15 protein-coding genes are annotated in these 18,028 nt (G+C 45.0%); all 15 read right to left on the bottom strand.

The features are described 5' to 3' along the window. Positions 1-4: 4 nt before the first annotated feature. The 15 genes from dgoD to prfB all read right to left on the bottom strand — a co-directional run bounded on the left by dgoD (position 5) and on the right by prfB (position 17,601). Positions 5-1,153, bottom strand: a complete 1,149-nt coding sequence (gene dgoD, locus CE058_RS09245; RefSeq protein ID WP_163142138.1) for a galactonate dehydratase — start codon at positions 1,151-1,153, stop codon at positions 5-7. Between the two features lie 90 nt (positions 1,154-1,243). Then, positions 1,244-2,710: an alpha-ketoglutaric semialdehyde dehydrogenase GucD gene (gucD, locus tag CE058_RS09240; protein ID WP_163142135.1), complete on the bottom strand. Its 1,467-nt coding sequence runs from the start codon at positions 2,708-2,710 to the stop codon at positions 1,244-1,246. Positions 2,711-3,084: 374 nt separating this feature from the next. Then, a complete protein-coding gene (locus tag CE058_RS09235) occupies positions 3,085-4,299 on the bottom strand; it encodes a UxaA family hydrolase (protein ID WP_263599366.1) in 1,215 nt (404 codons plus the stop codon). Continuing rightward, a complete protein-coding gene (locus CE058_RS09230) occupies positions 4,247-4,546 on the bottom strand; it encodes a UxaA family hydrolase (RefSeq protein ID WP_048009831.1) in 300 nt (99 codons plus the stop codon). Before CE058_RS09230 ends, CE058_RS09235 begins: the two co-directional genes overlap by 53 nt. A gap of 4 nt (positions 4,547-4,550) precedes the next feature. After that, positions 4,551-5,447 (bottom strand): fumarylacetoacetate hydrolase family protein, encoded by an 897-nt coding sequence (locus CE058_RS09225; RefSeq protein WP_163142129.1) that lies wholly within the window; start codon positions 5,445-5,447, stop codon positions 4,551-4,553. Between the two features lie 149 nt (positions 5,448-5,596). Then, positions 5,597-6,364 (bottom strand): IclR family transcriptional regulator, encoded by a 768-nt coding sequence (locus CE058_RS09220; RefSeq protein ID WP_163142126.1) that lies wholly within the window; start codon positions 6,362-6,364, stop codon positions 5,597-5,599. A 63-nt stretch (positions 6,365-6,427) separates the two neighbouring features. Further along, a complete protein-coding gene (locus CE058_RS09215; RefSeq protein WP_163142123.1) occupies positions 6,428-8,638 on the bottom strand; it encodes a dihydroxy-acid dehydratase domain-containing protein in 2,211 nt (736 codons plus the stop codon). Between the two features lie 57 nt (positions 8,639-8,695). Then, the gene (locus CE058_RS09210) at positions 8,696-9,946 is read right to left on the bottom strand and encodes a nickel pincer cofactor-dependent isomerase, group 22 (RefSeq protein ID WP_163142120.1); all 1,251 of its coding nucleotides are present in this window, start codon (positions 9,944-9,946) and stop codon (positions 8,696-8,698) included. A gap of 16 nt (positions 9,947-9,962) precedes the next feature. Beyond that, positions 9,963-11,237, bottom strand: coding sequence for a TRAP transporter large permease (locus tag CE058_RS09205; protein ID WP_048009836.1), 1,275 nt, complete (start codon positions 11,235-11,237; stop codon positions 9,963-9,965). A 30-nt stretch (positions 11,238-11,267) separates the two neighbouring features. After that, complete coding sequence (locus CE058_RS09200; protein ID WP_163142116.1) at positions 11,268-11,819, bottom strand: TRAP transporter small permease; 552 nt, start codon at positions 11,817-11,819, stop codon at positions 11,268-11,270. Between the two features lie 70 nt (positions 11,820-11,889). Further along, positions 11,890-12,918, bottom strand: a complete 1,029-nt coding sequence (locus CE058_RS09195; RefSeq protein WP_163142113.1) for a TRAP transporter substrate-binding protein — start codon at positions 12,916-12,918, stop codon at positions 11,890-11,892. Between the two features lie 154 nt (positions 12,919-13,072). Beyond that, positions 13,073-14,338 (bottom strand): TRAP transporter large permease, encoded by a 1,266-nt coding sequence (locus tag CE058_RS09190; RefSeq protein WP_163142110.1) that lies wholly within the window; start codon positions 14,336-14,338, stop codon positions 13,073-13,075. Positions 14,339-14,361: 23 nt separating this feature from the next. Next, positions 14,362-14,895, bottom strand: coding sequence for a TRAP transporter small permease (locus tag CE058_RS09185; protein WP_009331943.1), 534 nt, complete (start codon positions 14,893-14,895; stop codon positions 14,362-14,364). A 66-nt stretch (positions 14,896-14,961) separates the two neighbouring features. Further along, positions 14,962-16,011, bottom strand: coding sequence for a TRAP transporter substrate-binding protein (locus CE058_RS09180; protein WP_163142107.1), 1,050 nt, complete (start codon positions 16,009-16,011; stop codon positions 14,962-14,964). Between the two features lie 476 nt (positions 16,012-16,487). After that, positions 16,488-17,601, bottom strand: a protein-coding gene (gene prfB / locus CE058_RS09175) for a peptide chain release factor 2 (RefSeq protein WP_156185161.1) whose coding sequence is annotated in 2 segments (ribosomal slippage) — positions 16,488-17,528 and positions 17,530-17,601 — 1,113 coding nt in all. Because the reading frame shifts where the segments join, the coding sequence is not laid out codon by codon here. Positions 17,602-18,028: the final 427 nt, after the last annotated feature.

Below are 18,028 nucleotides of genomic sequence, written 5' to 3'. Positions count from 1 at the left end.
TCATTTACCATTCAGCAATGCTGCCATCTTCATGGCGCCAAATAGGATTTTTCCAATCATGTCCGGCTTCCGCTGCCTGCTTTACTTTTTCCTCGTTAATCTCTATACCTAGTCCAGGCTGATCCGGAATGTTTACATAGCCATCTTTATAGGCGAATACTTCAGGATTATTAATATAATCGAGAATGTCCATTCCCTGGTTATAGTGAATGCCCAGGCTTTGTTCCTGGATGATGAAATTTGGAGTAGAAGCATCCAGATGAACCGAAGATGCCAGTGTCATTGGTCCAAGAGGACAATGCGGTGCAATCGACACATCATACGCCTCAGCCATTGCGGCAATTTTCTTTCCTTCCAGAATACCGCCTGTGTGCGAAAGGTCAGGCTGGATAATATCTACATATCCGTCCTGCAGAAGCTGCTTGAATCCCCAGCGTGTATACATCCTTTCACCGGTGGCAATTGGACAGGTTGTATGCAGGGCAATCTCACGCAGAGCCTCATTATTTTCCGGAAGCACCGGTTCTTCAATGAACATGGGGCGATATGGCTCCAGCTCTTTCACTAATGTTTTGGCCATGGTTTTATGAACGCGGCCATGAAAATCAACCCCTATGCCGAAGTCCTTGCCGAGTGCCTCACGAATGGAAGCCACACGCTCAATAACCGCTTCCACTTTTGAAAAGCTGTCTATGTAGTTCATTTCTTCAGAGGCATTCATCTTAATCGCTTGAAAGCCCTGTTCCTGCTTTACTTTTGCTTCCGCAGCAACTTCAGCCGGCCGGTCCCCTCCGATCCAGGAATACACTTTAATCTTCTGGCGCGCTTTGCCCCCGAGCATTTCATAGACTGGTATACTGTAATACTTGCCTTTAATATCCCAGAGCGCCTGCTCGATCCCGGAGATCGCACTCATCAAAATTGGGCCGCCACGGTAAAAACCGCCACGGTACAATGTTTGCCATATATCTTCAATGTCATTGGGATTGCGGCCAATGATATAATCTGATAGTTCATTGACAGCTGCCTTCACGGTTTCAGCGCGCCCTTCGACAACAGGCTCTCCCCAGCCGGAGATGCCTTCATCTGTTTCAATCTTTAAAAACAGCCAGCGCGGCGGAACTTTATATAATGAAAGTTTCGTAATTTTCATATGGGCACCTCGCAACTTTTTTATAAAAAGGAGATTTCTATTTTGGAAATCTCCTTTTTAGATTTGAATGGTTTTCCTCAATTAGCCGGTTTAAGAGCCCTTTATGAAAACTGTTTTAATGGCTGTATAGAATTCTTTTGCAGCTTCACCCTGTTCGCGTGAGCCTGTGCTTGAGGCTTTCATGCCGCCGAATGGCGCCTGCAGCTCTACACCGGCACTTTCAGCATTGATACGGACAAGACCTGCTTCGATTTCATCAATGAATTCCAGAATGGAGCTGATATCGGAAGTGAAGATCGATGCGCTCAAGCCATATTTCGTATTGTTCGCCACTTCAATTGCCTCTTCCAGGTCAACGGCTCTAATAAGAGCAATCACTGGCCCGAAAATCTCTTCCTGTGCAATCGTCATGTCTGGTGTCACTTCTTCAAAAATCGCCGGTTTTACGAAAAAGCCTTTATCATATTCTCCGCCTGTCAGTACTTCGCCGCCATGAACCAGTCTGGCTCCTTCATTTTTACCGATTTCAACGTACTTATTGAATGTGTTGAATTGGCTTTCACTTGCACAAGGCCCCATCCAGATGCCTTCTTCAAGGCCGTTTCCGACTGTGATTTTTTCAGAAGCTACGATAAGCTTTTGCTTGAATTCGTTATAAACATCGGCTTCTACGATAACGCGGCTTGAAGCCGTACATTTTTGTCCAGATGAGCGGAATCCGCCGCTGATGACCGCTTCAACAGCCTGGTCAAGATTGGCATTTTTCGCAACAATAACAGGGTTCTTTCCGCCCATTTCAAGCTGGAATTTGATTCCGCGCGCAGCAGCTGCTTTCGCTACGCTTTGTCCGACACTTTCTGACCCTGTAAAAGTAATGGCATTCAATTTAGGATGATCGATCAATCCCTGGCCGATTTCAGAGCCTGAACCCGTTACAAAATTTAAGACACCTTCAGGGAACCCGGCCTCTGCAAAGCACTCGACCACCTTAGCAGCAGTGACAGCCGCTTCGCTCGCAGGCTTGAATACAACTGTATTTCCGTACACAAGGGCAGGCGCAATTTTCCAGATTGGAATCGCAACCGGGAAGTTCCAGGGAGTGATAACACCTACAACTCCAAGGGGAGCACGCTTTGTGAACATAAGGGCATCTTTATCAGTTGATGGAATCACGTCCCCCTCTTTGCGCATTCCTTCTCCTGCATAATAACGGAGGATGGCGATGCCTCGGGCTGTTTCTCCTTTTGCTTCAGGAAGGGTCTTTCCCATTTCCCTTGTCATGCTTTCCGCAATTTCATCCAGTCTAGACTCAAGGATGTTTGCTGTCTGGAATAATAGCTGTCCTCTTGCTGCCTGGCCAAGCTTGCGCCATACTTTCTTCGCATTGAATGCCGCCTCTACAGACTGGTTCAGCTCTTCTTCAGTCGATTTTTGAACGTAGCCGACTGCTTCCTTTGTAGCAGGGTTAATGCTTTCAATAACATTTCCGGATGCGGATTCTTTCCATTCGTTATTAATGAAGTTGCTGTATGTTTTTGTTTCGATTGTCGTTTTCATGCTATAATCTCTCCTTTTTAATAGGCTTTTTTAGCTCCTATAAACTTGCCTGCTGATATCTGCTTCATGGGCTGTTCCAACTGGTGGCGGTCCGACGTTCGGCGCATTTGGGTCTGCGGGTCTTTGGATGCTGAAATAACCCTGCAAAGATGAACCAAATTTGAGTTTCTGCAGAATACCGTTGGCCGGTAAATCCGGTGGTTTGGCCGGTATTTTTCTAAATTCGGCCGGTAAATGCCCTGGTTTGGCCGGTATTTTTCTAAAAATGGCCGGTAAATGTTACCCTGCCCGCTAATTGGAGTCAGAAAATCTTGTAATTTCGTTCATTTAGCCGATTTTTTTCTAATTTCAGCCGGTAACTGCAGAACCTTTTATTAAAATGTTGGACCAATACGCCAAATTCCGAAGTCGTGCTGCTTCAATATTTCTGCTTTTGTTAATTTGCCATTTGCGACAGCCTGGATTTCCTTCATGATCCGTCCGCCGACTTCTCCGACTGTTTCTTTGCCGTCAACGATAGTTCCGGCATCAAGATCCATGTTTTCGTTCATGCGTTCGAACATTGGTGTGTTTGTCGAGATTTTAATAACAGGGGCAATCGGCGATCCGGTTGGTGTTCCGCGCCCGCTGGTGAAAAGAACGATTTGTGCTCCGCCTGCAACCATACCCGTTAGCTGTTCAATATCATGGCCCGGGGTATCCATCCAGACCAGCCCTTTTTTGGTTGGCCTTTCTGCATAGTCAATCACTTCTTCCAAACGTGTCGTGCCTGACTTTGTTGCAGCTCCAAGCGACTTTTCTTCAAGAGAGCTCAATCCGCCTTCAATGTTGCCCGGGCTTGGATTGCCGGTACGGATATCAACACCCATCTGGATGGAGCGGTTTTCCATCATTTTAATGACGGCATACGCTTTTTTTGCGACCGAATCATTAGCTGCACGGTTGGCCAGCAAATGCTCTGCACCGATTAATTCAGTTGTTTCAGCTAAAATGGCGGTGCCGCCCTGTTCAACCAGCATGTCGCTTGTACGCCCGACAGCCGGGTTTGCCGAAAGGCCGGAGCATGCATCCGAGCCCCCGCATTCTGTACCGACAATCAATTCGCTGAAATCACATAGCTCACGCTGCACCATAGATGCATCCTGAACCATTTTCACCGCAATTTTAGCCACCTCGGCAATGGTTTGAAGTGTGCCGCCATGTTCCTGTATCGATACGGTCTCGACCGGCTTGCCGCATTTGGCAATTTCGTCGCCGATACGGTGTGCCTGATGGGTTTCACAGCCTAAGCCGAGAACAATCACACCGTAAACATTTGGGTTCATTCCCATGCCGGCATATGTTCTGGCCGTCTGGTCATAATCGGTTCCAACCTGTGCACAGCCATGCTGGTGTATGAATGTAACCGTTCCGCTTACAAGCTCCGTTACCCGCTGTGCCGTTTGCGTTGCACAAGTAATCGTAGGCAGGATCAGCACATGGTTTCTTACTCCAACACGGCCATCAGGACGGCGGTAACCCCAAAACTGAAGTTTTTCATTGAACAATCTTGTCACCCCTTCCTCTTTTGCCTTCAAGGTTATGAACATGCACATGTTCTCCGGCATCGATCGGGGCGACTGCCGCCCCGATTACCTCACCATATTTAATAATGTCGTCTCCCTGGGGAATGGCCCGGACTGCAAATTTATGGCCAAAACGGATAGGCTCAAGAATTCTGACTGTTTTTTCGATGCCCTCTGTTTTAACAATCACTTCCGCTCCCGCAGGTATATCGGAAAGAGCTACAGCTACACTATCCTTTTCATTTAAAAAAAGTGTCTTGTATTCACTCATCAGCTCACCCCTTAGCTGTCTGCCCTACTTGCTGGCTTTGGACAACCGGGTTATTAAGGATGCCAATGCCAGGAATTTCAATTTCAATCCGGTCATTTTCCGCTAAAGTAAATTCGTTTGGCGGCACTACGCAGGTTCCTGTCAGAAGGACCGTTCCGTCAAAGATTTGGTTATCCAGCACCAGGTATTGGACCAGCTCATCCAGGGTGCGCTTCAGCTGGCTGACTTCGGCATCTCCATAAAATACAAGCTCTTCATCCCGGTAGATGCGGCAAATAATCTGAAATTCATAAGGATCTGAAACAGTCTCGGCCAATACAATAGCCGGCCCTATGGAGCAGGAATTCTTCCAAACCTTTGCCTGCGGCAGGTACAGCGGATTTTCCCCTTCTATATCCCGGCAGCTCATATCATTTCCAGCCGTATAGCCAAGCACCTTGCCATCTTTATCAATGACAAGCCCCAGCTCAGGCTCCGGGATTTGCCAGTTGGAATCGGATCGAAGATATACAGGATCATTGGGACCTACCGTTCTTGCAGATGTTGACTTGAAAAAGATTTCCGGACGCACCGCATCGTAGACTTTGTCATAGAACGTTTCTCTGTCAAGCTTTCCTTGTGTGGCTTCATAGTTTCGCGCTTCCCTGCTTTTTTTATAGGTTACACCTGAAGCCCAAACTTCCGGAGCATCAATTGGAGTGGTTAACTGAAGATTTTCCAGCGGCAGTTTTTCTGATTCATCGGCTATTTGTTTTACAATATCAAACGCTGTTTTGTTATCTTCACGTGCTTTAGCAATCAGTGACATAAAATCGCTGAATGGAAGGTCGGCTGCTTCATTCTCATTCGTTACAGCTGCCAGTTGTTTTTCATTTCCTTTTAGATAGCGGATAATTCTCATGTTAACTCCTCCTGAATGACTATTTGCCATTTTTAAAATTTTTAATTAATTTCGCATGCATTAGAGCTATGCCTTCAGCATTAAGCCAACCATTGGGAACCCTTCTCAGCAGGCTCCCGGCCGGCAAGGAATGATAATCTTTTACTCACCTAAATTTTTTGGTACTCATACCCGAGGTCCTGCGATATGCTGGTGCTGCACTCTTTCAGGAGTCCCACGTGGTGTTCACGGACTTCATCCGTTACTTTAGCAGCAGGCATGGACATGCTTATCCCAGCTATTACCTCACCGGAATAGTCTTTGATCGGAACAGCATAACAGACAATGCCCGGTTCGTTTTCTTCATTATCCACTGAATAGCCTGCGGTGCGGACATGAGCAATCTCCGAGAGCAGTTCTTCTTTCGATGAGATTGATTTTGGTGTTTGTTTTGTGTACTGATAGTTTTCAAGAAACTGGTCCAGTTCGGCATCTGTTTTCGTTGAAATGAGCGATTTGCCTACCGCGCTTGTATGAACGGGAACCCGGCGTCCGATGCGGGAGTAAAGAACCGTTACTCCGCTTCCTTCAACCTTATCGATATAAACACCTTCCTGTCCGTCGAGAATGACCAGATGGACCGTTAAGTTCGTCATGGCGGATAGCCTTTCAAGATGCTTTCTGGCAACTTTCCGCAAATCAAGATTACTCAGGACCATATTGCCCCGTTCGAAAAGCTTAAGCCCCAGACGATACTTTCCATTTTCCTCATTTTGGGAGATGTATCTCTGTTCCTGCAAAGTCTTCAGCAGAGAATGAACCGTGCTTTTATGCAGATTCATTCTTTTGCTGATTTCTGTAATGGATAATTCTCTTTCCCGCTCGTCAAATAAATCCATAATTTTTAATGCACGTTCCACTGATTGGATAATAGGCATTTCCGCTCACTCTCCTAGTTCTATTTAGCCTAATTTTACAGGAATTTTGACGAGCCTGCCTCTTTAATTTGCAACAGTGCCTGCTTCTTGAAGCAAAACATCTGTCTCATAATCCAGAACTGCATCCTCGGCTACAGCCAGCGGAACCACTCCGTTTGCAGCATCCGTATGGCCATACATGCGATTGCTTGCTGCAACCAGTTTCTGGCGTGCCTTCATTCGCTGCTTTCTCTCCTCCACAAGAGATTGGCGATCTGCTTTTAAGCTGTCAGTAAAGGAATGGACAACCTTCCCTGCGAAAAGCTGGGTTTTGTCTACAAAATCAATGCGCCGGCCCCGAAGCTGAAGATGTACAACATCACCTGTCTGAAGGAAGCCAATGCCGCCGCCCTCATATCCTTCCGGTGTCATATGTCCAATTGCAGCACCGTATGTAACGCCGGAATAGCGCCCGTCACTGATAATGGTTGCGACCTTTTTCATGACCCGGTTGGCATTAATATGCTGCATAGGTGTAAACATTTCCGGCATTCCAAAGGCTACCGGACCCTGACCGGCAATGACAACTGAAATTTTCAATATGCCTTTTTCAGCCATCTCGTCAAATAGCTTTTCATATGATTCTTCTTTTAAAAGTTCCCATTCCGCACTGTTGTTATATTTCAGTGTTTCAAGCAGCAGGTTATGGTCAAATAGCTTATCCTTTTTAATATCGTTAAGCAGATTCGAGTCAAGCAGGCTTCTGTTTGCATCATCTTCATTCTCAAAATAAAGAACAAATGCCAGCTTATCATCGAATTGATCAAGCTGCGGTGTCGGCATTCCGCTGATTTTTACCACTGCGCTTTCAAAGAAATTGCCCTGCAGAACATCCACTCCGCTAAATGCCCTGCGCGGTGCTTCAGCAGATAATATAACAGGATTTTCTTTTACATTTAATGCCTGGAGGCTTCTTGTGATGGCAAGACGCTCTCTCCAGGTTCTGGCAGCAACTGTTGGCGCATCCTGATCCATCGGTACACCATGTTCAAGCAATTCGTAAAACAGCGTTTCCATTCCCCTGCTCGTTCCGCTGCAGCACTGCATGGCGAGCGAGTAAATATCACGGCCTTCTGTCAGACTGTAGTCAAACAAATCCGGAATAGGATGCTCATGATGTATGCGGTCCAAATCCCATAGACTAAAATTGTATCCGCCATAGAGCATGCCCGCAACAATATGCATCATCAGGTTAGTAGAACCGCCGGATGCACTATGAATGCGGATCGCATTCTTGATATTGGCAGCCACAATATTGGAAACGCCATACTTTTCTTCATTAATCATAGTGGCAAAGCTGTCAAGAACCGAATTGATCTGCCTTTGTGTCGGCGGATCTGTCAGAAGCTCCACCGCCGGATGAACAAGGCCCAGTCCAGCTACAAGATGCCTGGAGCTATTTCCAGTTCCATTAAAGGCACAAACCCCTCCCTGTCCATCACATGTCGCAACTGCCAGCCTCATTTCAAAATACTTATGCTGTTCCTTTGTTAAGATGCCCCGCTCATATGCACGCTCGAACACACCCTGGAACGCTGTATTTGATGAACATTGCAAAATATATGCCATTGTGTCACGCAAATCAGCCGCCACATCAGCCGCTCCATTCAATTCAGCTTTTTTCGCCAGCTCTTCAAGCTCTGCGATTACATCGTCCGGAATCGATCCGCCTTCGAGAACATGTGCAGGGGCAAATGTTGCAAAAAATGGAGCTTCGCCGCGGCTGCGTCTTACCCGATCAACATGTGCCAGCGCACTGACAACGCCCAGCGGCTGCTTATCACAGCCTTGAATGACGAATGCACCATGATAACTATGTGCTTCCAGCTGATTAACGACCATTTGGGCAACAGCGTTCCTGCTTTGAAGGGAATAGCTCATCCCCTGATTGCTTTGGGCAGTGCCATCACACATAACCGGGGTGGAAAAATAAAAGGGAACCCCGCCATTCTGCCAGATGCGGATGGCTGCACGTGCAGAGGTCTGATAGTCCATGATGTGAGCGGGATGGTCAGATGAACCTCCGATAATGGCAATTCGCGGAGCATTTACTTCAAGGCGGTTGTAAATTTCCTCGAGTGTCCAATCCGGCTTTCCTCCTTCATAGGAAGAACCAAGTGTCTGTTTTGCCCGGTCCAGCAGTCCAGCTACCGTAATCGGTTCATTTGCTTTTCCCTGCACATTGTCACGGTATGGATTTACAGGATTATCTATAAGCGGGTATAAATGTGTCATATGAACACTCCTTATCTATCAATCTGCAAGAATAGTTTTTTGCAGATAATCTTCTGATTAATCGAGCACCAATTCCTGGAGATCGGAAATAATTTCTAAATTGCTGTTTTGTTTCGCTTCCTCAATCAAACTCTCTGAGATCCAGATTTCTCCGATGTCTAATGTATTCTTGATTCGAACAGCTTTTACCTTGTTTAAGTCAAAGGCATTGCAGGTTTTAATCGCAGCCTTGACAGCAAGCTCCTTTGTTTCAAGCACCATTGGAAGCTTTATGACTTCGATGACGGTGCTGGTCAGAGCATTTGCATAGCCTTTTTCCCATATAATTTCATCTACGACCGCTTTCGTAGTCATGTCTGCCATGCCGATGCCATTCGCATTTCCATGCGTTTTTTCGGTTAAGCCCAGCACCACGGTTCTTTTTATATCCGGTCCGCCGGTTGCATATGGCGTAGCGAAATTCCCTGTAATATTCGGGTCCATCCCGTCACCTGAAATATCTTTTCCAAGCTCGTCGACAATCAGGACATCAAACTCATCAAAGTGAATTTTTGGCATTAAAGATTTGGCCGCTTTCAGAAGTTCCGGCTCCACTGTCTCCAGGTCTTCTGCCGGAACTGCAACAACCTTTGCAATCTTGTCATAAGCATTTTCGAGAGAGGCAAGGCCGAAAATGATTGGAGCTTCTGATAATGAAATTTTGGCCATTTCCGGCACATGCTCTGCCATATATTTAAAACTAAAGGCATGAGCGGCTTCCGCCCCTTTTTGTTTTCCGAGCCCGATGGTAATCATTTTCATAAGGCCGCTTTCAACCGGTCCGCGGAATGCTGTATGAGGTTTGACCCTGTTAATGACAACAATCTTGTCAGCTTCATAGGCGTTTCGGTCAATATAGACCGGAAGCCCATTTGGAAGCTCGCCAATCTTGACAACTTCCATGGAGGATTTAATCGGTGCCTCAACAGCACCTTCCGTTACACCCAATTGGTGAAGCACATCAATCTGGCCTTCCGAGGTAGCACCGCCATGGCTTCCCATTGCAGGTACGATAAACGGCTGCCCTCCGACACGTTTAATTTCTCTGACCGTTTCACGAACCAGAACAGGCAAATCTGCCAGTCCCCTGCTTCCAACCGCAATCGCCACGGAATCTCCTTGATTAATTCTGGCCAGCACATTGGTGTCATTCAGGGTTTTCCGTACCGCATCCGCCACATCTTCCAGCTGGGGTGCGCGGAAATTCTGTCTTACTTTTACCATTCCGGGAATAGGAATATCCTTTAAGATTTCTTTAATAATGTCCATTACCTTTTCTCCTTCATTAATTCAGCCATGCAAGCGGCACTGTAATAATTTCCGGGAATAGGATCAATAGAAGAAGCACAATGACATGAACAACCAGGAATGGCCAAATTCCTTTCGTCAACTCAACCAGGCTGATTTTGCTGATTCCGCAGCCAACATATAAAACAGTGCCCACCGGAGGTGTAATCAATCCAATACATAGATTGATAACCATGACAATTCCGAAGTAGACTGGATCGATTCCGGCCATCTTAACAAGCGGCAGCAGCACTGGTGTGAAAATAAGAATAGCCGGTGTCAGATCCATCACAAGGCCAATCAGCAGCAGGAAAATCATTATGACCATCATTAAGATCAGAGGACTTTCAACTAATGATCCCATGTAGCCCGCAATCTCTGCAGGAACATTTGCGACCGTAATAAGCCAGGCTGATACCATGGCAGCAGCGGCCACAAACATCACAACACTCGTTGTTTTTGCTGAAGCAATTAAAACCTGATACAGCTCTTCCAGCTTCAGCTCACGGTAAATGAATAAGCCAACAAACAAGGCATAAAATGCAGCTACAACGGCAGCTTCAGTAGGGGTAAAAACGCCGCCCCGCAGACCGCCAATAATGATGACTGGAAGCATTAAAGCAAAACTGGCATCCTGAATTGCTTTCCAAATTTCTTTGGCTGATTTTCGCGGGGGAAGCTCACTTGTATCCTTCCTTGACATAAAGAACCAGCCAATCATGAGCCCGACTCCCATCATTATTCCGGGAATGATGCCGCCCATGAATAAATCTGTAATGGATACACCCGCGGTTACCCCAAATAAAATCATGGGAATGCTTGGCGGTATAACAGGAGCTATAATACCTGATGCACAGATGATGCCTGTTGAGGTGTTTACGTTATAACCTTTTGCGATCATCATTGGAATTAAAATTGCCCCAAGTGCTGCTGTATCTGCAACAGCGGAACCCGATAACCCTGCAAAAAGAATACTGGCAATAATGGCTACAAAACCAAGGCCGCCACGAATGTGCCCTACCAGCGCCATGGAAAAGTCTACGATGCGCTTGGAGATTCCTCCTGCATTCATCAGTTCTCCAGCTAAAACAAAAAACGGGATAGCCATTAATGAAAAGTTGTTAGCTCCATTGATCAGGTTCTGGGCAACGATCTGGCTATCAAACGTCCCCATGGCAAACATCAGCATAACCGCGCTGGCAAGCAGGGCAAATGCAATTGGCACCCCTAATGTCAGTGACCCAAACAGCGACCCTAAAAATACTCCAATCATGGCGAAAATTCCCCTCCTTTCCCTACGCTGTTATTTTGCAATGATTTTCTCTTCCTGGTCAGTGTTAACTTCTGCTAAGACATCATCAGAGGATTGAACGATCGTCAGGTTATCAGATTTTCCCCGGATAGCCTTAAAGAGGCTTGCTATTATGATAATCATCATCCAAATGCTGGACAGAACACCTATCCCATATAAAAAGGAAAGGGGCATGCCTGTCGCCGGACCGGTACTGTTCATATTGAGAAGAGTCATTTTCCAGCTTCCCTCCAAGATCAGCCATAGCAGGTAAAGGACTATTGCATTACTGATCAGAAAGGCAGCTTTTTGGAGTCCCTTTGGCAAGGCATTGACAACGATGTCCACGCCAAGGTGCATTTTATCCTTTAATGCAGCAATGGCCCCCAGAAAGACCATCCAGACAAAAAAGTAGCGGGACATTTCTTCAGACCAGGTAAGACCTGAATTGAATACATATCTCAAAACAACATTTCCAAAGACGGAGAGGGACATGGCTGCCAGTGAAAAGGCAATCGCAATGTTTAATAGTTTGGTAGAAAAAGAGTTAATTTTGCTAAACACAGCTTTCTCCTCCCTGCAATTTAAGCTCGGAGGAATAACAGGGTTATATCCTCCGGGCTTCTTCTTCCTGCTACTCTGCTTCCGCACGGATGCGATCAGCTAAATCCTTCGCCCAATCAAATTCACTGTAAATGTCTTCATACAAAGGCTGTGCTGCTTCTTCCATCTCAGCTGAAAACTCTTCTGAAGGAGCTGTAAACTTTAAGCCATTGTCTTCGAGAAATTTCTTATCTTCTTCATAGCTCTTCTCAAGGAGGTCAAATTCATAATCTGCAGCTTCTTTTGAAGCCTTTTCGATAATTTTCTGCTGCTCTTCCGTCAAACCGTTCCAAAAATTACTGTTGATAATATATAAGTTAGGGCTGAACATATGCTTTGATTCCAAAATATCGCTTTGCACCTCATACCAGCCGGATGCCCTAACTGTAGCAATTGGGTTGTCCTGGCCATCAACTACTTTTTGCTCCATCGCTGTGAATACTTCAGAGATTGGAAGAGGAGTCACATTAGCGCCAAGTAATTTTCCCAGCTCAATATAGTTTGGTATATTCGGCATTCTCAGGCGGAGTCCATCAAGATCTTCTAAACTATCAATCGTTTTGTTTGAGGAAATCATCCTAAATCCATTTGCACTCCAGGCAAGGGGCTTTACACCATGTTCAGATTCAAGGTCTTCTGTCAATTCATCGCCAATCGGCCCATTCAATACCTTTTTTGCATGTTCAAAATCTTTAAATAAGAATGGCCATTCCGGGGCGGCCATTTTCGGAATGTCAGCCTGCATGATCAAACCCGGAATTCCCATTTCGATTGTCCCGTTTCGGACACCATCATAGAATTCTTTCTCGGCACCCAATGTACTGTTCGGGTAAAGCTGAACTTCCAGCTCGCCGTTCGTTTCTTCTTCTACTATTGTTTTGAACTTTTCTTTCAATGCCACGTTTTGGGGATGGTCCTCAGCAAAGTAATGGGCTACCTTGATTACCTTTTTCTTTCCCCCTCCATTTCCGCCTCCTGCTTCCTCCCCGCCGCAGCCAGTGAGGATTAAGAAGCTTGCAAGCGCTGTGGCTGCCAATCCAAATAACTTCTTGTTTTTCATCTTCATCTCCCCTTTGTTAATTTTGCTGCAAATCTCTAAAGCTGTTCATTGTTCTATAATATAAAATCGAGTTTTGTAATATACACAAAAAGGAAACAGCCATTCTCTTTATAAAAATTGCTGTTTAATATCCGCAGAGCACTGATTTGGCCGTTTATAAGAACAAGAGTGAAATCTGCGGAATGACAATAATGATCAGCAGTGTGAATACCATTGCAAAGAAAAATGGCACAATTGCCTTTGATAACTGTTCCAGTGACAGCCCTGAAATCCCTGCACCTACAAACAGGTTTACACCAAGCGGCGGTGTTATGAACCCAATTGCCAGGTTTACGATCATAATAATCCCGAAATGAATCGGATCGTACCCGATTTGAAGGGCAACCGGCAGGAGGATTGGCGTTAAAATGATAATTGCTGCAATCGTGTCCATGAAACACCCTACAATTAAGAGCAATAAGGTAATGAGCATCATGATGATAAGCGGCTCGCTCGAAATGGAAATCATGGCTTCAGCAATTTGATTGGGTATTTGTTCAAGTGTCAATAACCGGCCAAATGCTGTAGCTGCTCCAACAATTACCAATACTGATGCAGTCGTTAAGGCAGAATCAACGAAAATCTGCGGCAAATCTTTGAGCTTCAATTCTTTATATACGAACACACTGACGATTAAGCCAAATACAACAGCAACAACCGCTGCTTCAGTTGGTGTAAAGATACCGCCATATATGCCCCCTAAAATAACAACCGGAATCATGAGGGCCCATTTAGCTTGCCAAAGAGCTGTTAGGATGCCTTTTAAGGTTGTTTCTTGATTTGAACCCGTATAGCCCATTTTTTTGGAGTGGATGTAAGAATAAACCATTAACCCAATTCCCACTAATATCCCTGGAATGATTCCGGCAATAAACATATCTCCTATTGAAACACTGCCGGAAACACCGTAAATAACCATTGGAATACTAGGAGGAATAATAACGCCAATTGACCCCGCTGCTGCTACAACTGCAGTCGCAAAACGTTTATCATACCCTTTTTGAACCATGGCCGGTATCATAATTCCGCCGATCGCTGCAACGGTTGCCGGACCGGAACCGGATATAGCTGCAAAAAACATACAAGTGATGATCGTTGCCATGGCAATCCCGCCCGTTTTATTGCCGACCATTGAATCAGCTACATTGAACAGGCGCTTGGATATTCCGCCCTTCCCCATGATTTCGCCAGCGATAATAAAGTATGGAACAGCCAGCAGCGGAAAGGAGTCAACTGAGTTGGTTAATTCTTTCATCAGGAATTCAACCGGCATACTGCCGGTATATAAAATGGTGAATAATACGGCTAACCCGATTGCGATTCCTATTGGAACAGTTAAAAATAGAAATGCGGCAAATGAACCAAATAATACCCCTGCCATTCAGAACCTACCCCCTTTAAAGTCTAGATCACATTTATATTTTGTTCAGCATCTTTAGGCAGTTCATGAGTTTTATCAAAGTTTTTAATCGATATAATATTGCCTATGATATTTTGAATCAATCGGATGCCCGCAAGTCCCATGCCAACCGGTGGAGCCAGATATACAACGCCTGTCGGAATTTGAAGTGCAGGTGTTGTCTGGCCAAACATCAAGAGCTGGGATGCAATACCGTAGCCATAGAACACTACATATACGCAAAATACTAAAAAGAGGATATTAGAGATGAGTGAAAAATAAATTTTCGTTTTATCTTTAAAAAGAATGAGTGCGGCATCCACTTTGATATGGCGATGATGCTTGACAGCGTAGCTGATCCCGATATAGATAAGCCAGATGAAGCAGTACCGCGCAAGCTCTTCAGACCATGACAGGGAATTTGACATCACATAGCGCATAAACACCTGTATAAAAATGACGGAAACCATGATCGACGATAAAACGAATAGTATGTATTTTTCAAAGTTTTCGTCCAGCCATCTTAGTACTTTTAGCAAACTGATCGCCTCTCTTCTTCAAAAAGCGGCCGGCCATCGGGCGACAACCGGCTGCTCGTTTCAAATTTATTTTGCCTTATCAACCTCAGCAAGGAACTCATCTACAATTTCGGCGCCGATTTTATCTTTGTATTTGTCAATAACCGGCTTCACAGCTTCCTGGAACTTTTCAAATTCTCCCTCTTCGATTTCTGTAAAAGTCATTTCTTTCTTTAACGTTTCGAGTGATTCGTCCGCTACTTCACGTGTACGCTCACGGTTAAACTTACCTGCTTCTACTGCTGCCTTCGAGATGATATCCTGTTGTTCAGCAGAAAGCTCTTCCCAAATCTTTTTGCTGAATAAGAAAATAAAAGGTGTGTACACATGATTTGTATTCGAGATATGCTTTTGAACTTCAGGATACTTACTTAACAATATTGTTGGATATGGGTTTTCCTGTCCATCGATCGTACCCTGCTGCATAGCTGTGAATAATTCAGTGAATGCCATTGGAGTCGGGTTAGCACCAAGGGCTTTCCAGGCATCTAAGTGGATTTCATTTTCCATGGTACGGATTTTCAATCCTTTAACATCTTCCATACCCGCAACTGGTTTTACATCGTTTGTTAAGTTACGGAAACCATTTTCCCACCAGGCCAAACCAACTAATCCTTGCTGGTCAACCATTTCAAGCATCTTATCTCCAAAAGGGCCATCCAAAACCTTATCTGCCACTTCTTCATTTGGAACCGTGAACGGAAGATCGAAAACTCCATACGCCGGTATAAAGTTTACAAGCGGTGAAGTAGATGGAATGGTCACATCAAGCGTACCGAACTGAAGCATTTCAATTGCTGAACGGTCATCGGCAATCTGACCGGAATGATAGACTTCCACTGTTAAATCATCTGACTCTGCTTCAACCAGCTCTTTAAATTTCAGGGATGCCTCATATTCCGGATGCTTGTCATTGACCCCAATACTAACTTTGATTGTCCGCTTGCCCCCTTCTCCGCTGGCACCATCGGACCCTTTTTCAGAAGCGCCGGTCGAGTTTGAATTTCCTCCGCATGCTGCCAATACCATCGTACTGAACATTAAAATACTCAAAAATAATATAGACAACTTCTTCATCAATCTTCCCCCTCAATATTTTTAAAAATGATAGTGACTCTATGTATGCGCTATCATTGGAAGCTCACAAAACTTTTTTAATTTATAAAAACGCTTTCAAAAAACCATTAAATATTTTTAAGTTTATCACTCCTTCAATTCATTTTGTTTTACATTATAAAACTCAGTTCTGTATTCATGAACATATTTGTATTTTAACGTCAGCTTATTTTATTTGTCAAACTATTTTTTATATTCAAAAATAGTTGTGGAATTAAAACTATTTCAATAAAATGATTGGAGTATATGATGCTATGAAGTATTAAATGGGGAAAGGATGTAATGGTATGCTGACAAAACATTTTCAATGAAAAATTTTCTGCATTTTTTATCTGGCTGGAGAAGGGGAGGCAGAATGTAGAGATTTTATATTTTAATTCTGCACAAAAAAGCCAATGCCGGTCACTCTGCCGGCATTGGCTTCTTATCTCCAAATATTAATCCTGAGGCAAAATCAATTTTGACCGCAAGTATGCGTTAATAAACATATCCAAATCTCCGTCCATAACTCCCTGGACGTTACCAACTTCCGTGTTGGTGCGGTGGTCTTTCACCATGGAATATGGGTGGAAAACATAGGAGCGGATCTGGCTTCCCCAGCCGATGTCTTTTTGCTCACCGCGGATTTCAGCCAATTCTGCTTCCTGCTCCTCGATTTTCTTTTGATAAAGCTTTGCTTGGAGCATCTTCATGGCACGTTCACGGTTTTTGATCTGGGAACGCTCTGTCTGGCAGGTTACCACGACATTTGTCGGCAAGTGGGTGATGCGGACTGCAGAGTCAGTTGTGTTGATATGCTGACCGCCGGCGCCGCTTGCACGGTATGTGTCAATTTTGAGGTCTTCGGTACGGATATCGATTTCAATTTCATCATTGAATTCCGGCATCACTTCACAGGAAACGAATGAAGTATGGCGGCGTCCTGATGAATCAAATGGAGAAATCCTGACAAGGCGGTGCACCCCTTTTTCCGCCTTCAAGTAGCCATAAGCATTATGTCCCTTGATGCTAAGTGTAACACTCTTGATCCCCGCTTCATCTCCCGGCAGGTAATCAAGGGTTTCCACCTTGAAGCCTTTCTTTTCAGCCCAGCGTGTGTACATGCGAAGCAGCATGCTGCCCCAGTCCTGTGACTCGGTTCCGCCTGCACCTGGATGCAGTTCAAGAATGGCATTGTTTTTATCATATTCTTCGCTTAAAAGAAGCTGAAGCTCAAAATCGTTCAGGCGCTTTACCAGGTCCTTAAGCTCTTCCTCAAGATCGGCCTGCAATTCTGCGTCGCTCTCTTCTTTTACGAGCTCATAAGTTAATTCCAGATTCTCAAACACTTCGTATAAATCGTGGAATTCAACTACCTGGTCTTTCAGTGAGTTTGATTCGCTGATCACAACCTGTGCGGCCTGCTGGTCATCCCAGAATCCAGGCTGCAGCATGACATCGTCAAGCTCAGCGATGCGTGCCTCTTTGTTTTCTAAGTCAAAGAGACCCCCTAAAGTCCGCTAAAATCTTAGCTGTTTTTTCAAGTTCATTTCGAATATCTGCTAATTCCATTTTGGTCACCTCAAAAATTATTATTTTCATATTATAGCTTGATTATCTGTATAACTCTATTTTCTACATAGGTTTATCTCAATTTTCTCCAAAGAGAGAAGCCGGCAAAGCTGTTGCCGGCTCGGGTGTTTATTTTAAGTGAGAAATAAATTTTTAACGTCGATAACTGTCTAGCTCCAGCGCCTACCCCCTCGAGGTCACAAGCTTGGCTTGTTTCGGCTCCTAGGGACTCGAGACATAAGCCAATCCCTTCCAGAAGGAAAGAACACCTTCTTGCAGGGCTCGTCTTATGCTTGTCGTCCCTGAGCAGTCGCCTCCACATTTCGGGCAATCCTCCCAAAAAGGCAAAGAACGCCTTTCCGGGAGGCTCGTCTTGTGCTTGAGGCCCGCAGGATGCGGGTCATGCAGACGTTGCCACAGGACGTGG

Origin of the sequence: Bacillus sp. 22-7, from assembly GCF_010628845.1 — a bacterium.
GTDB lineage: Bacteria > Bacillota > Bacilli > Bacillales > Cytobacillaceae > Cytobacillus > Cytobacillus firmus_B.
This window is presented reverse-complemented; position numbering and strand designations above follow the sequence as displayed.

Coding starts and splice junctions, on each gene's coding strand:
- dgoD (WP_163142138.1), bottom strand. CDS start 1,153: ATGAAAATTACGAAACTTTCATTATATAAAGTTCCGCCGCGCTGGCTG.
- gucD (WP_163142135.1), bottom strand. CDS start 2,710: ATGAAAACGACAATCGAAACAAAAACATACAGCAACTTCATTAATAAC.
- CE058_RS09235 (WP_263599366.1), bottom strand. CDS start 4,299: ATGTTCATAACCTTGAAGGCAAAAGAGGAAGGGGTGACAAGATTGTTC.
- CE058_RS09230 (WP_048009831.1), bottom strand. CDS start 4,546: ATGAGTGAATACAAGACACTTTTTTTAAATGAAAAGGATAGTGTAGCT.
- CE058_RS09225 (WP_163142129.1), bottom strand. CDS start 5,447: ATGAGAATTATCCGCTATCTAAAAGGAAATGAAAAACAACTGGCAGCT.
- CE058_RS09220 (WP_163142126.1), bottom strand. CDS start 6,364: ATGCCTATTATCCAATCAGTGGAACGTGCATTAAAAATTATGGATTTA.
- CE058_RS09215 (WP_163142123.1), bottom strand. CDS start 8,638: ATGACACATTTATACCCGCTTATAGATAATCCTGTAAATCCATACCGT.
- CE058_RS09210 (WP_163142120.1), bottom strand. CDS start 9,946: ATGGACATTATTAAAGAAATCTTAAAGGATATTCCTATTCCCGGAATG.
- CE058_RS09205 (WP_048009836.1), bottom strand. CDS start 11,237: ATGATTGGAGTATTTTTAGGGTCGCTGTTTGGGTCACTGACATTAGGG.
- CE058_RS09195 (WP_163142113.1), bottom strand. CDS start 12,918: ATGAAAAACAAGAAGTTATTTGGATTGGCAGCCACAGCGCTTGCAAGC.
- CE058_RS09190 (WP_163142110.1), bottom strand. CDS start 14,338: ATGGCAGGGGTATTATTTGGTTCATTTGCCGCATTTCTATTTTTAACT.
- CE058_RS09180 (WP_163142107.1), bottom strand. CDS start 16,011: ATGAAGAAGTTGTCTATATTATTTTTGAGTATTTTAATGTTCAGTACG.